This is a genomic window from Streptococcus sp. HMSC078H03 (assembly GCF_001808655.1).
Classification (GTDB): Bacteria; Bacillota; Bacilli; order Lactobacillales; family Streptococcaceae; genus Streptococcus; species Streptococcus salivarius_G.
In genome coordinates, this window is the sequence record NZ_KV794085.1 from 18214 (window position 1) to 36570 (window position 18357).

The following is an 18357-nucleotide window of genomic DNA, read 5'->3' on the forward strand; positions in this document are numbered from 1 at the left end:
TGTAGTGTAAAATAGAAATACTTTGTATTTTACAGGAGGGAATATGTCAAAACGTATTTGGAGCATTGCCCTGGCCTATGTCGGTGTAATGATTGGTGCAGGGGTATCTTCAGGACAGGACCTCTTACAGTATTTTGTTAGTTTTGGAGCCTGGGGACTGATAGGTGTCATAGTTCTAGGAGTTTTGCATGTTGGCTTTGGGCGACTCATGATTGCTCTGGGAAGTTATTACCGCTCAGACGATCACTCAGTAGTCCTGGCAGAAATCAGTCACCCTGTTATCTACCGTATTTTGGATATCGCTTTGATTATCACTTGTTTCCTGTTTGGCTTTGTTATGACAGCGGGGGCAGGGGCTAACCTAAACCAACAGTTCGGCTTTCCGATTTGGGTAGGTGCCTTCCTGTGTACAGCTCTGACAATCTTTGTGAGTTTCCTAGATTTCAAAAAAATCATTGGTGTTATTGGAGTTTTTACCCCTATGATTTTGGTTATGATTGCCATGATATTCGTGACCAATGTTTTAGGGCGTCACTGGGATTTTGCTGAGATGGATAAGGTGTCGCAAACCATTCAATCTCCCTTCCCAAGTATTTGGCTGTCTGTGGTTAATTATTTTGCCGTTTGTGTCATGTCAGCCATAGCCATGGCCTTTGTCATGGGTGGCTCTATTCTCAAAATCAATGAAGCTGAAAAGAGCGGAGCCTGGGGAGGATTTATGGTTGGTGTGATTTTCTTTGTCACAACCTTAATCCTCTTTGCTAACAGTGATGAAATTGCTAGCTCGGATGTTCCTATGTTGGCTATCGCTAAGGAAGTGAATCCTATCTTTGCAACGCTTTACGCTTTAGTAATTTTTGGCTTGATTTTTAATACCGTCTTTAGTCTCTACTATGCCCTTGGTAAACGCTTTTCAGCAGGTAGTGAGAAACGCTTCAAGTTCTTCGTGGCTGCATTTGCTCTTGCTGGTTTTGCTATTTCCTTCATAGGCTTCCGTCAACTGGTAGCGGTTATGTATCCTATTATCGGTTATTTGGGAATGCTGATGTTGGTAGTGCTAGTTGTGGCTAGCTACCGCAAAAAAGCTAAGATTCGTAAGGAAAAGGAAATTCGAAATCATCTCTTGTCTATCGTTGAGAAGGCTTATGATCCCAATCAAGACTTGACCCATCGGGACAAGAAAAAGGCTGAAGAACTTCGAGAAGCCTCAATTCTTGATAATGATATTCTCCATGAAGACTCCCATGTACATGTTCGTCAGGAAATGGGGATTAGTAAGAAGGATTAGAATTTTATTTTACAAGTTTCTCTATTTCTGCTATAATACTGACAAGAAAGAAGGGCTTATGGCGTTTTTCTAGCGAGCTTGGGACAGTGGAAGCCAAGTAGAGCAAAGTAGGCAAGTGGCGCTTTCTCTCAGCAAATAGCTGAAGACAAACAGATAAAATGAAGTAATAAATTAGGGTGGAACCGCGTTTCTGACGCCCCTAGGTCGTTTGACTTAGGAGCAGAGACACGGTTCTTTTTGTATTCTAAGTCACGGATTTAATATTAAATTAAGGAGTATCAATGCCTAAGAAATTAACCTTTCACTGCGTCAGTGGCAGATACCTCCTTATAGTCGGACTGCCCCACGCTCAGCACTAGGGTGCCTGAGCTAGACGCAGTACTAACTCGTCTTGCCTCGTACGATCGACGAGGTAGACTCGTGTCGCAAGAAATTATAGAAAAAGGAGTAAAACATGTCCAAAAAATTGACTTTCCAGGAAATTATCCTTACTTTGCAACAATACTGGAATGACCAGGGTTGTATGCTCATGCAGGCTTATGATAATGAAAAAGGTGCGGGAACCATGAGTCCTTACACTTTCCTTCGTGCCATTGGTCCTGAGCCATGGAATGCGGCTTATGTAGAGCCATCTCGTCGTCCAGCGGATGGTCGTTACGGGGAAAACCCAAACCGTCTTTACCAACACCACCAATTCCAAGTTGTTATGAAACCATCACCATCAAACATCCAAGAACTCTACCTTGAGTCATTGGAAAAATTGGGTATCAATCCTTTGGAACACGATATTCGTTTCGTTGAAGATAACTGGGAAAATCCATCAACTGGTTCAGCTGGTCTTGGTTGGGAAGTTTGGCTCGACGGTATGGAAATCACTCAGTTCACCTACTTCCAACAAGTTGGTGGATTGGCAACTGGCCCGGTAACTTCTGAGGTCACTTACGGATTGGAACGTTTGGCTTCTTACATCCAAGAGGTAGACTCAGTTTATGACATCGAGTGGGCTCCAGGCGTTAAATACGGAGAAATCTTCCTTCAACCAGAATATGAACACTCAAAATACAGCTTTGAAGTTTCTGACCAAGATATGCTTCTTGAAAACTTCGAAAAATTTGAAAAAGAAGCAGGACGTGCTTTGGAATTGGGCCTTGTTCACCCTGCCTATGATTACGTTTTGAAATGTTCACACACCTTCAACTTGCTTGACGCTCGTGGTGCTGTTTCTGTTACAGAACGTGCCGGCTACATTGCCCGCATCCGTAACTTGGCCCGTGTCGTAGCCAAAACCTTCGTCGCAGAACGTAAGAAACTTGGTTACCCACTTCTCGACGAAGCCACACGCGCAAAACTCCTAGCAGAAGAGGAAGAATAAAAAAGAGTTACAAGAATGGAAAATGGGCAAACAAAGTGAGCCCACATGGCTACCCAGAGGCAAGTCGAAGACTTGCTAAAGGGATAGGCATCGCCGTACTGGTATATGGGGATTTTTGAAACGTTAGGTTCAAGAATCAGTTGGTTAAATCCACTTTGATGAGACTGTTGGAAATCGATGTGGAGAAGACAGAAGATTTCCCTACAGCCTCACAAAGTTAGTTAGCAACGTCCCCAGTACCTAAGATGCCTATCAAAAAGAAGAATTTTGTAAAGGAAAAAACATGACAAAAAACTTATTAGTAGAACTTGGACTTGAAGAGTTGCCAGCCTACGTTGTCACACCAAGTGAAAAACAACTCGGTGAGAAAATGGCAGCCTTCTTAGATGACAACCGTCTTTCATACGAAAGCATTCAAACCTTCTCAACACCACGTCGTTTGGCAGTCCGTGTGATTGGTTTAGCTGACCAACAATCGGATTTGACTGAAGATTTTAAAGGACCTTCTAAGAAAATCGCCTTGGATGCAGATGGAAACTTCTCAAAAGCAGCTCAAGGATTCGTCCGTGGGAAAGGTTTGACTGTTGATGATATCGAATTCCGTGAAGTCAAAGGTGAAGAGTACGTTTATGTCACTAAACACGAAGCTGGAAAACCAGCTAAAGAAGTTTTGGCTGGCGTTCCAGAAGTGCTTGCTTCATTGACCTTCCCTGTCAGCATGCACTGGGCTAACAATACATTTGAATACATTCGCCCAGTTCATACCTTGACAGTTCTTTTGGGTGACGAAGCGCTCGACCTTGATTTCTTGGATATCAAGTCAGGTCGTGTGAGTCGTGGACACCGTTTCCTTGGACATGAAGTGGAAATTACTAATGCGGATTCTTATGAAGAAGACCTTCGTACCGTTTACGTGATTGCGGATAGCAAAGAACGTGAAAACATGATTCGTGAGCAAATCAAAGCCATCGAAGCAGAACAAGGTGTTCAAGTTCAAATCGAAGAAGGACTTTTGAATGAAGTCTTGAACTTGGTCGAATACCCAACTGCCTTCATGGGAAGTTTTGATACTAAGTATTTGGATGTTCCAGAAGAAGTCTTGGTGACCTCAATGGAAACGCACCAACGTTACTTTGTTGTACGTGACCTTGATGGTAAACTTAAACCAAACTTCATCTCAGTCCGTAATGGTAACGCTGAGCACTTGGAAAATGTTATCCGAGGAAATGAAAAAGTATTGGTTGCACGTCTTGAAGATGGTGAATTCTTCTGGCGTGAAGACCAAAAACTTAAGATTGAAGACCTCGTTGCTAAATTGGCGAACGTAACCTTCCATGAAAAAATTGGTTCTCTTTCAGAACACATGGCGCGCGCTGGTGTCATTGCAGCGTCACTAGCTGAGCAAGCTGGTTTGACTGCAGAAGAAACGGCAGCAGTAGCTCGTGCAGCTGAAATCTACAAATTTGACCTCTTGACTGGTATGGTCGGAGAGTTCGATGAATTGCAAGGAATCATGGGTGAAAAATACGCCCTTCTCGCTGGTGAAGATGCTGCGGTAGCGACAGCTATCCGTGAGCACTACCTTCCTGATTCAGCAGATGGTGCCCTTCCAGAGACTAAGGTTGGTGCTATCCTTGCGCTTGCAGATAAATTGGATACCCTCCTTTCATTCTTCTCAGTTGGCTTGATTCCATCAGGTTCAAATGACCCTTATGCGCTTCGTCGTGCAACACAAGGGATTGTTCGTATCTTGGATGCCTTTGGTTGGCACATCCCTATGGATGAGTTGATTGACAGCCTCTACGGACTTTCATTTGATAGCCTTTCATATGACAATCAAGCAGAAGTCATCAACTTCATCAAAGCGCGTGTGGACAAGATGATGGGACGCACTTCAAAAGATATCAAAGAAGCCGTTCTTGCTGGTTCAAACTTTGTCGTGGCTGATATGCTTGAAGCAGCTGACGCCCTCTCAGAAGCTGCTAAGGCTGATGGTTACAAAGCAGCTGTTGAATCACTCTCTCGTGCCTTCAATTTGGCAGAAAAAGCAGATGCTTCAGTAGCAGTCGATGCCAGTCTCTTTGAAAATGATCAAGAAAAAGCTCTTGCTAAAGCGATTGAAGAGCTAGAATTGACTGGTTCAGCTAGCGACAAATTGGCTCAACTCTTTGCTCTTAGCCCAGTCATTGATGCTTTCTTTGACAATACTATGGTTATGGCAGAAGATGAGGCAGTTAAAAACAACCGTTTGGCCCTTCTTGCAGGTCTTGTAGCTAAAGCCAACGCTGTTGCAGCCTTCAACCAATTGAACACAAAATAATGACCTAGTAACAGGTAGAAAGTAGGTTTTATTATGACACCTGAAAAAATCGCTCGTATCAATGAGCTTGCTAAAAAGAAAAAAACCGAAGGTTTGACCCCAGAAGAAGAAGTGGAGCAAGCAAAACTTCGTGAAGAATACATTGAAGGTTACCGTCGCTCAGTTCGTCACCATATCGAAGGAATTAAAGTGGTTGACGAAGAAGGTAACGATGTGACACCTGAAAAACTACGTCAAGTACAACGTGAAAAAGGTTTGCATGGCCGTAGCCTCGATGATCCGGAATCATAATAACCATTAACAAGGGTTTGGAGCTTTCCAAGCCCTTGTTTTGAAGTGTAAAATTCTGAATATTCTGTATAAATTTTTGACCGATTATGCAAAAAATGGTAAAATATAAGTTATGTTAAAAATGGTAGGACTCAATGAGTCTTGCTTAATAGAATTGGAGTGAAAAAAATGTCGCAAAAGCAACATCATAAAGACGACGACAACCAGACTGAGAATGGGATGGTGCGTGGTCTTCAAAACCGTCACGTCCAGCTGATTGCCATCGCTGGTACGATCGGTACAGGTCTCTTCCTTGGGGCGGGGCGTTCCCTTTCCCTAACAGGACCTTCAATCATCTTAGTATATATACTAACTGGTATCTTCATGTATCTTATGATGCGAGCGATCGGTGAGATGCTCTATATGGATCCTGACCAGCACACCTTTATCAACTTTATTACCAAATACCTTGGTAAGGGCTGGGGATTCTTCTCGGGTTGGTCTTACTGGGTATCACTGATTTTCCTTGGAATGGCAGAAATTACGGCCGTCTCGACCTATGTGCAATATTGGTTCCCAAGTTGGCCTGCTTGGCAGATTCAGATTATCTTCCTGATTATCTTGAGTTCGGTTAACCTGATTGCGGTTAAGATTTTCGGGGAAGTTGAGTTTTGGTTTGGGATGATCAAGATTATCACCATTCTTGCTCTTATCGCAACAGGCATCTTTATGGTAGCAACCAACTTTGAAACCCCTGCTGGACATGCTAGCCTTGCCAATATTACACACGGCTTCCAGATGTTCCCTAAAGGTTGGGTAAGCTTTGTTATGACCTTCCAAATGGTCTTCTTTGCTTATCAAGCCATCGAATTTGTAGGGATTACAACTTCCGAGACAGCAAATCCACGTAAGGTCTTACCAAAGGCAATCAAGGAGATTCCGATTCGTATTGTCATCTTCTATGTGGGTGCCCTCATTGCCCTCATGGCTATCTTCCCATGGCAAAAACTTCCAGTTAATGAATCACCATTCGTAACGGTCTTCCAAATGGCTGGTATCAAGTGGGCAGCAGCCTTCATTAACTTTGTTGTCTTGACAGCAGCGGCTTCATCATTGAACTCAACGCTTTACTCAACAGGTCGTCACCTTTTCCAAATTGCTAAGGAAACACCAAATAGTAAAGTCATGAAAGCTTTGAAGCTAGATACTTTGTCACGTAATGGTATTCCTTCACGTGCCATCATCGTTTCAGCCATTGTAGTATGTGTTTCAGCCTTCATCAATGTCTTGCCTGGTGTATCTGATGCCTTTGCTTTGATTACCGCATCATCATCAGGGGTCTACATTGCCATCTATATCTTGACCATGCTTGCTCATCTCAAGTACCGTAAATCTCTAGAGTTCATGGAAGATGGATTCCTTATGCCAGCCTATAAGATTCTTAATCCATTGACTATCCTTTTCTTCATCTTTGTCTTTGTTTGTCTCTTCTTGCAAAAGTCAACAGTTGTCGGAGCTATTGGGGCAGCCATCTGGATTGTGGTATTTAGTATCTATAGTAACTGGAAACACAGCAAATAAATCAATTTAGCTCACCTTTATGGTGAGTTTTTTATTGCAAAAAAAGGACACAAGGTGTCCCAGTTATTAGTTATGCAATACTTTCTTGGTTTCCGTGGTGAAAGAAACCACCTAAGAGGCCCTTGCTACGATGGAAAATAGCAGGCTTATGATCGTTGTGTGAACGACCATTAACATCAAGTTTGGCCCATTCAAGAGCCTGGTAGGCGTTTCGGTCTGAAACTGTAGATGTCCCAATATAGCTATAGATTCCTGCCTGAGCAAGAATAAAACCTTGTAGTTGGCGAATATGCTCATCATTGAGGGCTTCGGAAAAATGAATCTTCACTGTCTTATAAGTTAAAGCTTGGACAGACTCGACGATTGGTGACTCTGCTAAGAGATGCAAAAGTTCTTGATGCTTAGTAAAGTACTTATCATAGTCCATTGGAAGAATGATAGTATGGGCAATCCAATCTTCCAAGTTGGCTTTAGCTTTTTTACTGAGACCTCTTGCGGTGATATTGAGATCATCTATATTGAAAGGAAGCTGGTCGATGTGAGCAGTGTTTGAACCGTAAGCCTTCCTGAAAAGCGGTGTACTTGATAGAATGTGTCCAGTAGGTGAAATAATAGCCAAGGCAGTTTCCTTGGTTTGGTAACCAAGCTCGTGGCATTCCATGCTAGCGTATGTGTCTTTAAATTCAATAATTGCTCTTGTTTTCATCGTGTAACTCTCTTTCTGTTAGTTTATAAACTAACAATAGTTTATCATGACTTATAATCTTGGTCAAGATTTTACTTTCAAAAACAAAAAAATATTTTTGTAAGGGCTTGCAAAAGTGTTTGGACTCTGATAAGATAGAACCATAGCAAAAGGATTGTTACTGGTCAGCAGGCAAAACCTAGATAAATACGAAAAACTAATGGGAGTAGTGTATGCTTATCCCAATTGGTTCTTGGTATTTATTTAGGTTTTTTTCGTTGAAAAAGCCTCAAAGAAAACTAGAATCCTAGACAAGAAAGGAGCCCTTATGGCTAAATATACTGAATTAGCTGAGGACATTCTCAAACACGTTGGTGGTAAGGAAAATGTCAATAGCTTAAAACACTGTGTGACACGTTTGCGTTTTGATTTGAAAGATGAGTCTAAAGCAGATGATGACTACCTTAAGAACCGTGACGGTGTTGTTACTGTTGTTAAGGCAGGTGGTCAATATCAGGTGGTTATCGGTAACCATGTCCCTGATGTTTATGCGGAGGTTCTCCAAGTTGGCGGTCTTTCAGCAGGTGGTAGTCTTGATATTGATGAAGGGGATGCGCCTAAAGGTAATCTTTTTGACCGCTTTGTATCCCTAGTCTCAAGTATTTTCCAACCTTTCCTTGGGCCTTTGGCTGCAGCCGGGATTATCAAAGGAATAGTCGCTGTCATGGCAGCATGTGGCCTGTCAGCTGCAACAAGCCCTATGTATGTCATCCTTAATGCGGCGGGGGATGGTTTCTTCCAGTTCTTGCCAATCTTGATTGCCTTGACTTCTGCTCGTCGTTTCAAGGTTAATGAGTTTACAGCTATTGCGATTGCAGGAGCACTTGTTTATCCTGATATTGCTACGCTAGTGACAGCTCTTCAAAAGGCTGGTCAAGGTCATGTTCTAGGGGTTATTCCGTTTACGCTTCCTGCAGGGGGTTACCTCTCAACTGTAATGCCTTCTATCTTGGCAATTTGGGTGGCTTCATACATTCAAAAATTCTTTACCAAGATTACTCCTGATGTCATTAAAGTCTTTGTAGTACCTTTCTTTACATTGCTCATTACTGTTCCATTAACATTCTTGGTGGTGGGACCAATTGCCAACACTTTCTCTGATGGATTGACAAGTCTTTTCCAAGCAATCATGAACTTTAGTCCGATTGTCTTTGGTCTTGTACTTGGTATCTCGTGGCAAGTCTTGGTTATGTTCGGAATGCACTGGGCACTTGTTCCCCTTGCTATCTTAGATGTGGCAACAAACGGAAGTTCTACTATTCTTTCGGCAGCTATCCTTCCATGTTTCACGCAAACAGGTGTATTGGGGGCTATCATGCTTAAGACAAAAGAAGAAAAAGTCCGTACCATCTCTATGCCAGCCTTCATTTCATCTATTTTTGGGGTTACAGAACCTGCTATCTATGGGGTAACCCTTCCAATGAAAACGCCATTCTACATTTCATGTGGTGTTTCAGGACTTATGGGGGCTGCCATGATGGCCCTAGATATTAAGACGTATTCAATAGGTGGTCTGGGTGTATTTGTCTTCCCAAGCCTTATTGGGCCTGACGGTAACCTTTCTAAAGTTATCTTTGCCATTATTATTGCCATTGTGGGTGGTGTTCTTGCCTTCCTCATCCAACTCTTTGTACGAGTGCCAAATCTATACGGTGGTGGAGCAGCTAAGGTTGAGGAAAAAGCTGAAGAAGCTGCACCTGCTCCTAAAGAAATTCAACAAGAAATTATTGCGAGCCCACTTATCGGGAATGTTGTCCCACTTGACCAAGTTCCTGACCAAGTCTTTGCCTCAGGAGCTATGGGTAAAGGTATCGCTATTGACCCTACTGATGGGGTAGTTGTCGCACCAGCTAAGGCAACCGTTAATTTAGTCTTCCCTACTGGTCATGCGATTGGTTTGACAACTGAAAATGGTGCAGAGCTTCTCATTCATATTGGTATGGACACTGTTTCTCTTGCTGGTAAAGGATTCAAGACCTATGTGGAAGCAGGTGAAGTTGTAGAAGCAGGACAAAAACTTATCGAATTTGACCTAGCAACTATCCGAGAGGCAAAATTACCAGTCATCACGCCAGTTATTGTGACCAATACAGCTGACTTTAATGATGTCTTAACGACTAAAGAAGCTCGTGTTAACACCGGTGACTATCTCCTCACAGCTGTTAAATAAAAAAGAAATCCGAGAATCAACTTCTCGGATTTTTGTTTATTTGAATTTGTAGTCTTTAACGACTTCAACGGAATTAACCGTTACATTTTCTTTTGGTTTGCTGTTGTCATCGACTTCAAGGTTAGCGATGGTATCAACAACATCCATGCCTTTGATGACTTGTCCAAAGACAGTATATTTGGTATCACCAGCTGGGTAACCGCCTTTTTTGTAGGCGTCAATGATAGGTTTTGGATAGCCGGCATTTCCTAGTTGCTTGCTTTGATCGTCCTTGTTTTGAACAATGTAGAATTGGCTGCCGTTTGAATTCTTAGCACCAGTATTGGCCATGGCAAGTGCGCCACGGATGTTGTAGAGGAATGGTGTAGGCTCAACAGCGAAACCTTTCTTCCAGATAGATTCTCCACCAGTACCGTCACCCTTAGGGTCACCACTTTGAATCATGAAGTCCTTGATGACACGGTGGAAGGTAAGCCCATCATAGTATTTGTCCTTAGCATGCTTCAAGAAGTTTTCAGAAGCCTTAGGAGCAAGTGTAGGGAAGAGCTTGACTGTGATATTACCCTTTGAAGTGTGGAGGATAACTTCAGCTTCGTCCTTACCAACCTTGTCTGACAACTGTGGAAAGGCATCTTTTCCAGATTTTTGGGCTTTTTCTAATTGTTTAGTGAATATCTTATTATCAACATAAGCATCTCCACGAACAGCGCGTGCGATGTTCTCACGAAAGGCAAAACCTAGTCCTGCGATAACAAGTACAATAATTAATGGAATGTACTTTTTAATGTTTTTCATATATAACTCCTTTGGTGCATTATACCTACTATTGTAGCAGAAAAAAACCTTTTGGGAAACGGTTAACAGAGGTCTTTAATTATGGTAGAATGGGATTATCAACAAGAAAATGAACAATGGGACTAGATATAGGAAAAAGGTTGCCTCAGGCTAAAAAGTGAGAGCTGACTTTTGAAAGGACGCATGCTACTTGCTCTTATCAGAGATAGGTGTCTAAATCCTAACTATAGAAAACTTCGCTAAGCTGAAGGGACCTCTTGTTTGGATTTCTTGAAAAAAGGAGATTTTTATGTCAACTAAAGCAGAATGGGCTGAACTCTTTGAGTCGGTACACGGGCGTAAGCCTAGCCCCCAAGAATTTTTGGATGCTAAAGCAGCTGACTTTGATACAAGTGCTTTGGCTGCTCAAGCAGCATCTGTTGAAGCACTAGCTAATGAACCTGTCGCTGAAGAAGTAGCTCCAGAACCAGTTGCTACTGAAGAAGTCACAGAACAAGATGACATCGCAGATGTGGCTGAAACAGCTGAAGATGCCGTCGCAGAACAAGCAAGCAGTGAATCACCATTTGGTGCAGAAGCTTTCTCAGAAGCACCTGTTCAACAACCAACACCACAATTTGATTCAAGCATGTTTGAAAAGGCACCTATCTCTTCAGCTCAAGGATTTGGAACAGTTCCTAATCCAGCAGCAGCTGGCTCAGCAGATAAACCTCTTTTCAATCTTATCTTGCCAATCGTTGCGATTGCACTTTCAGTAATCTTTGCAGTTTTGGCATGGTTTGTAGGTCCTGCTTGGCTCTTCATCATCTTGACAGTCCTCGCAGTTGCGGTAGCAGTTGTTTCGCTTGTCTTTAGCCTTAAATCAAGCAAGAAATTGCTTTCAATCATTGCAACAGGTGTTGCTGGTCTCATGCTCTTTGTGTCTATTGGTGGTTTGATTTTCCAAATCTCTCAAAACGCTAGTGATAACACAAGCTCAAGCAAGACATCAAAAGTTGCTGATAAAGACGATGATGCTGACAAGAAAAATGATGACAGCGATTCAAAATCTGACTCTAAATCTGATTCAAAAGGTGATAGCACTGACGTCAACGATTACATTGACAAAAATGCTAAATTTGACTGGAATGAATCTAAGTTCAAGAAGTTGAAAGCAGGTAAAGACACTGTTAAATCAATCGTTAAAACATACGGCAAGGCTTCTGATGCACAAATGTCAGGTGATGAGTTGCAGTTGAATTACTCTGGTAAAGACTATGGCGAAAGTGTTTACCTAACTTTTAAGAAACAATATGACGGTACATTTATTTTGTCATATGCTTCAGGTAGATTCCCTCAAGATAAGGTAGAAGTTGATAAGTCTTATAAATCTGACTGGACAAAAGAACAGTTTGATGCTCTCAATAAGGGAGATTACGCTGATCCATCAAATGGTACGAAACTTGAAGATGTCGTTAAGGATCACCCTAAAGCTTCAAGTGCAGAATACACGATTTCAACATCTCGTCAAGGTGAATTCACAAAAAAAATGACTATTTCTTATAGTGATTATAAGGCTGAAGATGGCAAACTTAAGAGTGTTTACTTGTCATTTGAAACCAAAGAAGATGGTGATACATTCTACCTTACTTATAAATCAGGTCCAGATGAGGATTAATTAGGGAACAGGAGGGGAAACCTTCCTGTTTTTTCTTGATAAAAGGAGAAAACTATTGAAATTCTTAAATTATACATTCGAGCAAAGCCAGTCTCTTGTTACTAAGGAGACCGTAGACAAGTTCAATCAAAAAGGGAGCTGGAAACGATTTATTGGCTTGTTTATTACTTCAATTGTTATTTATTTCTTCTCTATCATCACACCACTGTCTTTAGATTCTAATGTACTGCCATTTCGCACTTTTAAGAGGTAATATTCTCCTCGTTGCATAATGAAATGGGGCGTTGCACCCTAGTTTTTAAAGGAGTTGCGCATATTTTACTATTCGTTGCGTGCTTTTAGTCATGGGTCTTGATAAATTTAAAGTAACAAATCTGAGGAGGTATTCTTAATGTTACAATTTATTAAGAAAAACAAAACTAATTTTATATGGGTGCTTGCTTTTGGATTAATGGGGTTGATACTGAAACCTTTAGTTAATTTATTGGTCAGTTTATCAAACAAATATCCGTGGGTTACGAGAATGTTATTGTTTCTATTACTCGTTGCTACTTACTTTATTTATAAACTTCCTCTCTATATAATATTAATAGCAATTTTGTTGATAGAGCCTTTTATCGAAGAATAGAAATAAGCTAGGGGTATTAAAATGGACATTGCTACGTTGATTAAAGAATATAGAACTAAAACAGGTATGACTCAGCAAGAACTTGCAGATAAAGTATTTGTTACTCGTCAGACGATTTCTAAATGGGAATTAGGAAAAAGTGAACCTGATAATGTTTCACTGGAACTATTATTTAAAGAGATGAATATTGAAAAAGAATCTCAAAAAGGCATTAAAGCTAATTTAATTAGCAGAAAAAATATTTTACTTACAATCATTGCCGTTTTATTCTCTCCATCGATACTTATCATTAGACTATTGGTACTTAAAATAGGCAAGATAGAAAATAAAAGATTAGTCATTTTGATCAATACCTTTCTCTTTATAATAATTGGCATTTATCTGAAGAGTTTAAAGGATAATGTATACTTTGGTTTCTTGGGAATCATTGCAATTGCTTATAGCCTTTATAGTTTTTATAAGCTTAGTTTGGAGATTAAAAAAGACTAGATACATAGCTATACATTTAAATATAAAAAACTAGTCTTACTAATACTAGACTGTATATATGTGCAAGATTTCTAAAGGATGAAGTTATGTCAGTAATCTACTCAAAAGTAAAAATGTCAAATAATATTTTTGAAGCTTGTAAATTGGTAAGAAACTTTATGACTATACCAATTAGTGAGATAAAAAATAGGATTCAAAAGGGAGAAGTTTTATTAGAATGTAATTATCTAGATTTAGAGGAATTGATAAAAATGAGGACCCTCCTAGAAAGTCTTGAAACATTAGGTGCTCAAATATATTTATATGAAGGAGATTACGAGGTAAGTATGGAATTCCTTAGTAATACAATCGAGTCATATAAGGGTATTGCTGAAGATAGAGAAAAGATAGATGAATTGATGTTTTCTGATGAGTAATAAATAAACCATAATGTGAACTGCCCCCAAAAAGTGTGATAGAGAAAATCTAACTTTTGGGTGCAGTTTCTTTTCTTCTTCCATCCATTTTCATGAGATGGCTTGTCACTTAAGCACCTCAGGCAGTCTCAAAAAATTCTCTCTTATATCCGACCTTATTTTCATAAGACGAGATTAAAGTATGATAAAATAAAGAAAAAGAGATAAAGGAGTCAGCTATGGCAACTAGAGAAGAATGGGTGCGTCACTTTGAGGACGTCAATGGACGTAAACCAAGTCCTGAGGAGTTTATGGAAGCTAAGAAAGAGGGCTTTGTCATTGCTTCGGAGGAACCAAGTGTCCAAGTGTCTGAGCAGGTTGAGGCTCAGCAGGTGGATAACTCTGAAGCTACTGAAGAGGTGACAGCTGACTCAGTGGCAGATACGCAACCAGACGAGGCTCAGGTGGCATTAGAGGAGGAAGCTCCTAAGCCAATGCCTGAGTTGAATATGGAGAAAGAGCAAGAAAAAGAAGCACCAAAGACAAGTCAGATACCTTTGGAAAACCCTTATTACAAACCAAAAGTAACCAAGAACAATGCTTTTGTTAATATTGCTTTACCAATTATTATCCTAGTTTTGGGGATTCTATTTGTCGTTTTGTCTTGGACGCTTCCTATTGGTTTTATCTTTACTTTCCTTGCTTTCTTCCTTATCATTCTAGCTATTGTGACTTTGGTTTTGAGTCTGAAGTCGACACGCAAGGCACTTTCTATTATTGCCCTAGTCATGTCAATCATCTTCTTCATGACTTCGCTTGCTGGAGCAGGCTATCAAGCAGTGAAATTTGTCATGAACCATGCTGAGCAGTTCCAAAGTGACGGTCACGATAGAGCTTATCTGTACATCGATGAGAATTATAAGTTTGACTGGACTGAGGATCAGTTTAAGGAGTTGAAGGTTGGTACTTTGACATTGGACGAGGTCTTGGATGCTCACGGTAAGGCGACTGATGCCGAGTATAGTGATGCTTACGAGGAAGATAAACCAGATTTGTTAGATCTTACCTATAGAAAAGAAAACACAGATGGAAACAACTATGTTCGTTTGACTTTCGAGCAAAAAGACGGTGTCTATGTTTTGAAATCTGCCTCAGCAACCTTCGACTATGATAAGGTCAAAGAAGTCGATGACTATCATAGCAACTGGACAAAAGATGACTATGAAAAGTTGTCTGTAGGTACACAAGCTGATTTGCTCAAGGGGACACGACTTTCTGAGGTTGTTGAAAAACACCCAGAGGCTAGCTTCACTTATCATGAAATGACACAAACTGAACAAGGCGATCTCACTCAGTCAGTGAGTCTTAGCTACCGTGATTATAATCCAGAAAGTGGTAAGGTAGATGCTGTTCGTTTGACCTTTGACTATGATAAACGTGAAAACGAGTACTTCTTGACAGACAAATCAGACGAATAAGACTACTTTTTAATTAATTCAAGCTCAGGGTTGCCTGGGCTTTTTAGTATCAACAAAAGAGGATAAAATCTGGTATAATAGGAGTGATTGATTTTTCAAGAAAGAAGTGTCACACATGAACATACAACAACTACGTTATGTCGTAGCCATTGCCAACAGCGGAACCTTCCGTGAGGCAGCCAGCAAGCTCTTTGTGAGTCAGCCTAGCCTTTCGGTGGCTATCAAGGATTTGGAGCAGGAGCTGAATTTCCAAATTTTCACTCGTACAACGACGGGGGCTGTCTTGACCAGTCAGGGCATGACTTTTTACGAGCGTGCGCTTGAGGTGGTACGCAGTTTTGATAGTTTTGAAAATCGCTATCTCAATGCTTCTGAAAAGGGCAATCAGTTTTCAATTGCCAGTCAGCACTATGACTTTTTGCCACCTTTGATCACGACTTTTTCAGAGCGTTACCCTGATTACAAGGATTTCCGTATCTTTGAGTCTACGACCATTCAGATTTTGGATGAGGTAGCCAAGGGGCACAGTGAGATTGGGATTATCTATTTGAATCGTCAAAATAGCAAGGGAATCCATCAAAATATGGACAAGCTTGGGCTTGAGGCTATTGATTTGATTCCGTTTAAAACGCATATTTATCTCCGTAAGGGCCATCCTCTGGCTAAAAAAGAAAGTCTTGTCATGGAGGACTTGGCGGCCTTGCCTACAGTGCGTTTCACTCAGGAGAAGGACGAGTATCTTTACTATTCTGAAAACTTTGTGGATACGTCAGATTCGTCTCTGATGTTTAACGTGACAGACCGTGCGACCTTGAACGGTATCTTGGAACGTACGGATGCCTATGCGACGGGATCTGGTTTCTTGGATGCACAAAGTGTGAACGGGATTACGGTGATTCCGCTTGAGGATAATTTGGATAACAAGATGGTTTATGTCCGTCGTAAAGGGATTAACTTGTCATCTTGTGCTCTCAAGTTTGTCAATGTTATGTTTGACTACTTTGATACTTACAAACCATAGGAGGATTTATGCGTAAGGTTGCGATTCCTTTGGCTATTCTGGCTTTGATTGGTTTGGATCAGTGGGTTAAGCATTGGGTTGTGGCAAATATTGCCCTTAACCAAGTTATCAAGGCGATTCCTGGACTTTTCAGCTTGACCTATCTGCAAAACCGTGGTGCTGCCTTTTCGATTTTACAGAATCAGAAATATTTCTTTGTGATTTTGACAGTTCTAGTGATTGGTGCGGCTATGGTTTATCTGGTTAAGAATTACCAGAAGAGTCTTTGGCTGGTACTATCTTTGGTTTTGATTATCTCAGGTGGTATTGGCAACTTCATCGACCGTCTGCACTTGGGTTACGTGGTTGATATGGTTCAGCTTGATTTTATTGATTTTGCAATATTTAATGTGGCAGACTCCTATCTAACGGTGGGCGTACTGCTCTTGATTTTAATCTTATGGAAAGAGGAAAATGGAAGTCATCATTAAAGAGGCGGGAAACCGTCTGGACAAGGCTTTGGCAGATTTGACAGAATTGTCACGTAGTCAGGCCAATGAAGCGATTAAGGCTGGAACGGTCTTGGTTAATGGTAAGTCGGCAAAGGCCAAGTATGCGGTTAAAGAGGGTGATGTCATCACCTATGAATTGCCAGAAGAAGAGGTCTTGGAGTACAAGGCCGAAGATATTCCTTTGGATATTATCTATGAAGATGCGGATGTGGCAGTGGTCAACAAACCTCAAGGCATGGTTGTCCATCCATCAGCTGGTCACACATCTGGTACCTTGGTCAATGCCCTAATGTATCATGTCAAGGACCTTTCGTCTATCAATGGTGTGGTTCGTCCAGGGATTGTCCACCGTATCGACAAGGACACGTCTGGTCTCCTTATGATTGCTAAGAATGATAAGGCTCACAATGCTTTGGCGGCTGAGCTTAAGGATAAGAAGTCCCTTCGCAAGTATGTGGCTATTGTGCATGGCAATTTGCCTAACGATCGAGGTGTGATTGAGGCTCCGATTGGGCGTTCGGACAAGGACCGCAAGAAGCAGGCAGTTACAGCGAAAGGGAAACCTGCAGTAACACGATTTACTGTTCTTGAACGTTTTGGCAACTATACCTTGGTAGAGTTGCAGCTGGAAACAGGTCGCACGCACCAGATTCGTGTGCACATGGCTTATATAGGTCATCCGGTGGCAGGAGACCCTCTTTATGGGCCACGCAAGACCCTCAAGGGCCACGGACAATTTCTACATGCTAAGACCCTTGGTTTCACACATCCTACGACTGGAGAATTGGTCGAATTTACAGCGGAAGAACCTGCTATTTTCAAGGAAACCTTGGAGAAGTTGAGAGAAGCGTAACAGTTATTAAACGGATAGTCTTTCTTGGGAGGGGCGTCCGTTTTTTTCTTGTAAAAGAGTCTGAAATTTGCTATAATTTACCTAATTAAATAAGTCCTTTAATCACTGTCCAGAGAGGCAGGCAAGGAGCCATGAGAAGTGTACGGGTGAACTGTACTCATATTTTTGTGTATCTCCTTGTTTTCGAGGGGATTTTTTTGTATTTAGAAAGGTTCTTTTTATGAAGAAAAAAGAGATCGTCGATGACGTAACCATGAAACGTGCCATTACACGTATCACTTATGAGATTATTGAACGTAACAAAAATCTCGACAAGATTGTCTTGGCTGGTATTAAGACACGTGGTGTCTATATTGCCCAGCGCATCCAAGAGCGCTTGAAACAGTTGGAAAACCTTGATGTGCCATTGATTGAGCTTGACACTAAGGCTTTCCGTGATGATGTTAAGGCTGAGCAAGATACATCTGTTTTCCCTATTGAAATTGATGGTACAGATGTTATCCTTGTGGATGATGTGCTCTACACAGGTCGTACGATTCGTGCAGCTATTGATAATATCGTTAGCCATGGGCGTCCGGCACGTGTTGGTTTGGCTGTTTTGGTTGACCGTGGTCACCGAGAATTGCCAATCCGTGCGGACTATGTTGGTAAAAATATCCCAACTAGTGAGTCAGAAGAAATCGAAGTTTTGGTCGCAGAAGTTGATGGTAAAGATAGCGTCAACATTATTGATCCAAGCTGATTTGACTGACGGATAGGGTGAAACGCCTTTTGTATCTTACTTAATCGAACACGGGACTCATT

17 protein-coding genes are annotated in these 18357 nt (G+C 41.3%); 15 read left to right on the forward strand and 2 right to left on the reverse strand.

Annotated elements, in window-relative coordinates:
* The first annotated feature begins 43 nt into the window (after nt 1-43).
* The 5 genes from HMPREF2607_RS02520 to HMPREF2607_RS02540 all read left to right on the forward strand — a co-directional run bounded on the left by HMPREF2607_RS02520 (nt 44) and on the right by HMPREF2607_RS02540 (nt 6831).
* Nucleotides 44-1288 carry a YkvI family membrane protein gene (locus HMPREF2607_RS02520; RefSeq protein WP_021147114.1) on the forward strand — a complete coding sequence of 415 codons (1245 nt, stop codon included), beginning with the start codon at nt 44-46 and terminating at the stop codon, nt 1286-1288.
* A 454-nt stretch (nt 1289-1742) separates the two neighbouring features.
* Nucleotides 1743-2660 carry a glycine--tRNA ligase subunit alpha gene (gene glyQ / locus HMPREF2607_RS02525; protein WP_002886077.1) on the forward strand — a complete coding sequence of 306 codons (918 nt, stop codon included), beginning with the start codon at nt 1743-1745 and terminating at the stop codon, nt 2658-2660.
* A 283-nt stretch (nt 2661-2943) separates the two neighbouring features.
* The gene (gene glyS / locus HMPREF2607_RS02530) at nt 2944-4980 is read left to right on the forward strand and encodes a glycine--tRNA ligase subunit beta (RefSeq protein WP_014634025.1); all 2037 of its coding nucleotides are present in this window, start codon (nt 2944-2946) and stop codon (nt 4978-4980) included.
* A gap of 33 nt (nt 4981-5013) precedes the next feature.
* Nucleotides 5014-5271 (forward strand): DUF896 family protein, encoded by a 258-nt coding sequence (locus tag HMPREF2607_RS02535; RefSeq protein ID WP_002886085.1) that lies wholly within the window; start codon nt 5014-5016, stop codon nt 5269-5271.
* Nucleotides 5272-5439: 168 nt separating this feature from the next.
* Nucleotides 5440-6831 (forward strand): amino acid permease, encoded by a 1392-nt coding sequence (locus HMPREF2607_RS02540; RefSeq protein ID WP_070475634.1) that lies wholly within the window; start codon nt 5440-5442, stop codon nt 6829-6831.
* A 70-nt stretch (nt 6832-6901) separates the two neighbouring features.
* Here the strand turns inward: HMPREF2607_RS02540 and HMPREF2607_RS02545 are convergent, their stop codons facing one another.
* Nucleotides 6902-7537 carry a nucleotidyltransferase gene (locus HMPREF2607_RS02545; RefSeq protein WP_070475637.1) on the reverse strand — a complete coding sequence of 212 codons (636 nt, stop codon included), beginning with the start codon at nt 7535-7537 and terminating at the stop codon, nt 6902-6904.
* Between the two features lie 307 nt (nt 7538-7844).
* On the opposite strand from HMPREF2607_RS02545, the gene HMPREF2607_RS02550 reads away from it, so the two are divergent.
* Nucleotides 7845-9746, forward strand: coding sequence for a beta-glucoside-specific PTS transporter subunit IIABC (locus HMPREF2607_RS02550; protein WP_070475640.1), 1902 nt, complete (start codon nt 7845-7847; stop codon nt 9744-9746).
* Nucleotides 9747-9782: 36 nt separating this feature from the next.
* Here HMPREF2607_RS02550 and HMPREF2607_RS02555 read toward each other — a convergent pair whose 3' ends face one another.
* Nucleotides 9783-10541: a peptidylprolyl isomerase gene (locus tag HMPREF2607_RS02555; RefSeq protein ID WP_070475644.1), complete on the reverse strand. Its 759-nt coding sequence runs from the start codon at nt 10539-10541 to the stop codon at nt 9783-9785.
* Between the two features lie 289 nt (nt 10542-10830).
* Here HMPREF2607_RS02555 and HMPREF2607_RS02560 point away from each other — a divergent pair, with 289 nt between their 5' ends.
* The 9 genes from HMPREF2607_RS02560 (at nt 10831) to pyrR (ending at nt 18295) form a co-directional block, all read left to right on the forward strand.
* A complete protein-coding gene (locus HMPREF2607_RS02560) occupies nt 10831-12198 on the forward strand; it encodes a hypothetical protein (protein WP_070475647.1) in 1368 nt (455 codons plus the stop codon).
* Between the two features lie 391 nt (nt 12199-12589).
* Entirely contained in the window at nt 12590-12826 is a 237-nt protein-coding gene (locus HMPREF2607_RS02565) for a hypothetical protein (protein ID WP_037599660.1), read from the forward strand.
* 21 nt (nt 12827-12847) lie between these two features.
* A complete protein-coding gene (locus tag HMPREF2607_RS02570) occupies nt 12848-13315 on the forward strand; it encodes a helix-turn-helix transcriptional regulator (RefSeq protein ID WP_037599662.1) in 468 nt (155 codons plus the stop codon).
* Between the two features lie 86 nt (nt 13316-13401).
* A complete protein-coding gene (locus HMPREF2607_RS02575; protein WP_048790465.1) occupies nt 13402-13731 on the forward strand; it encodes a hypothetical protein in 330 nt (109 codons plus the stop codon).
* A gap of 218 nt (nt 13732-13949) precedes the next feature.
* Nucleotides 13950-15188 (forward strand): CD20-like domain-containing protein, encoded by a 1239-nt coding sequence (locus tag HMPREF2607_RS02580; protein ID WP_070475650.1) that lies wholly within the window; start codon nt 13950-13952, stop codon nt 15186-15188.
* A 115-nt stretch (nt 15189-15303) separates the two neighbouring features.
* Nucleotides 15304-16209: a LysR family transcriptional regulator gene (locus tag HMPREF2607_RS02585; RefSeq protein ID WP_002886225.1), complete on the forward strand. Its 906-nt coding sequence runs from the start codon at nt 15304-15306 to the stop codon at nt 16207-16209.
* Between the two features lie 8 nt (nt 16210-16217).
* Nucleotides 16218-16679, forward strand: coding sequence for a signal peptidase II (gene lspA / locus HMPREF2607_RS02590; RefSeq protein ID WP_045771929.1), 462 nt, complete (start codon nt 16218-16220; stop codon nt 16677-16679).
* Nucleotides 16663-17553, forward strand: coding sequence for an RluA family pseudouridine synthase (locus HMPREF2607_RS02595; protein WP_002886027.1), 891 nt, complete (start codon nt 16663-16665; stop codon nt 17551-17553). Before lspA ends, HMPREF2607_RS02595 begins: the two co-directional genes overlap by 17 nt.
* 220 nt (nt 17554-17773) lie before the next feature.
* A complete protein-coding gene (gene pyrR, locus HMPREF2607_RS02600; RefSeq protein ID WP_002886175.1) occupies nt 17774-18295 on the forward strand; it encodes a bifunctional pyr operon transcriptional regulator/uracil phosphoribosyltransferase PyrR in 522 nt (173 codons plus the stop codon).
* The last annotated feature ends 62 nt before the right edge of the window (nt 18296-18357 follow it).

What these genes read in the sequence shown, in the direction of transcription:
- HMPREF2607_RS02595 (WP_002886027.1), top strand. Translation starts at nt 16,663, where the DNA reads ATGGAAGTCATCATTAAAGAGGCGGGAAACCGTCTGGACAAGGCTTTG.
- HMPREF2607_RS02570 (WP_037599662.1), top strand. Translation starts at nt 12,848, where the DNA reads ATGGACATTGCTACGTTGATTAAAGAATATAGAACTAAAACAGGTATG.
- HMPREF2607_RS02545 (WP_070475637.1), bottom strand. Translation starts at nt 7,537, where the DNA reads ATGAAAACAAGAGCAATTATTGAATTTAAAGACACATACGCTAGCATG.
- glyS (WP_014634025.1), top strand. Translation starts at nt 2,944, where the DNA reads ATGACAAAAAACTTATTAGTAGAACTTGGACTTGAAGAGTTGCCAGCC.
- HMPREF2607_RS02575 (WP_048790465.1), top strand. Translation starts at nt 13,402, where the DNA reads ATGTCAGTAATCTACTCAAAAGTAAAAATGTCAAATAATATTTTTGAA.
- HMPREF2607_RS02540 (WP_070475634.1), top strand. Translation starts at nt 5,440, where the DNA reads ATGTCGCAAAAGCAACATCATAAAGACGACGACAACCAGACTGAGAAT.
- lspA (WP_045771929.1), top strand. Translation starts at nt 16,218, where the DNA reads ATGCGTAAGGTTGCGATTCCTTTGGCTATTCTGGCTTTGATTGGTTTG.
- glyQ (WP_002886077.1), top strand. Translation starts at nt 1,743, where the DNA reads ATGTCCAAAAAATTGACTTTCCAGGAAATTATCCTTACTTTGCAACAA.
- HMPREF2607_RS02580 (WP_070475650.1), top strand. Translation starts at nt 13,950, where the DNA reads ATGGCAACTAGAGAAGAATGGGTGCGTCACTTTGAGGACGTCAATGGA.
- HMPREF2607_RS02535 (WP_002886085.1), top strand. Translation starts at nt 5,014, where the DNA reads ATGACACCTGAAAAAATCGCTCGTATCAATGAGCTTGCTAAAAAGAAA.
- HMPREF2607_RS02520 (WP_021147114.1), top strand. Translation starts at nt 44, where the DNA reads ATGTCAAAACGTATTTGGAGCATTGCCCTGGCCTATGTCGGTGTAATG.
- HMPREF2607_RS02585 (WP_002886225.1), top strand. Translation starts at nt 15,304, where the DNA reads ATGAACATACAACAACTACGTTATGTCGTAGCCATTGCCAACAGCGGA.
- pyrR (WP_002886175.1), top strand. Translation starts at nt 17,774, where the DNA reads ATGAAGAAAAAAGAGATCGTCGATGACGTAACCATGAAACGTGCCATT.
- HMPREF2607_RS02555 (WP_070475644.1), bottom strand. Translation starts at nt 10,541, where the DNA reads ATGAAAAACATTAAAAAGTACATTCCATTAATTATTGTACTTGTTATC.
- HMPREF2607_RS02550 (WP_070475640.1), top strand. Translation starts at nt 7,845, where the DNA reads ATGGCTAAATATACTGAATTAGCTGAGGACATTCTCAAACACGTTGGT.
- HMPREF2607_RS02565 (WP_037599660.1), top strand. Translation starts at nt 12,590, where the DNA reads ATGTTACAATTTATTAAGAAAAACAAAACTAATTTTATATGGGTGCTT.
- HMPREF2607_RS02560 (WP_070475647.1), top strand. Translation starts at nt 10,831, where the DNA reads ATGTCAACTAAAGCAGAATGGGCTGAACTCTTTGAGTCGGTACACGGG.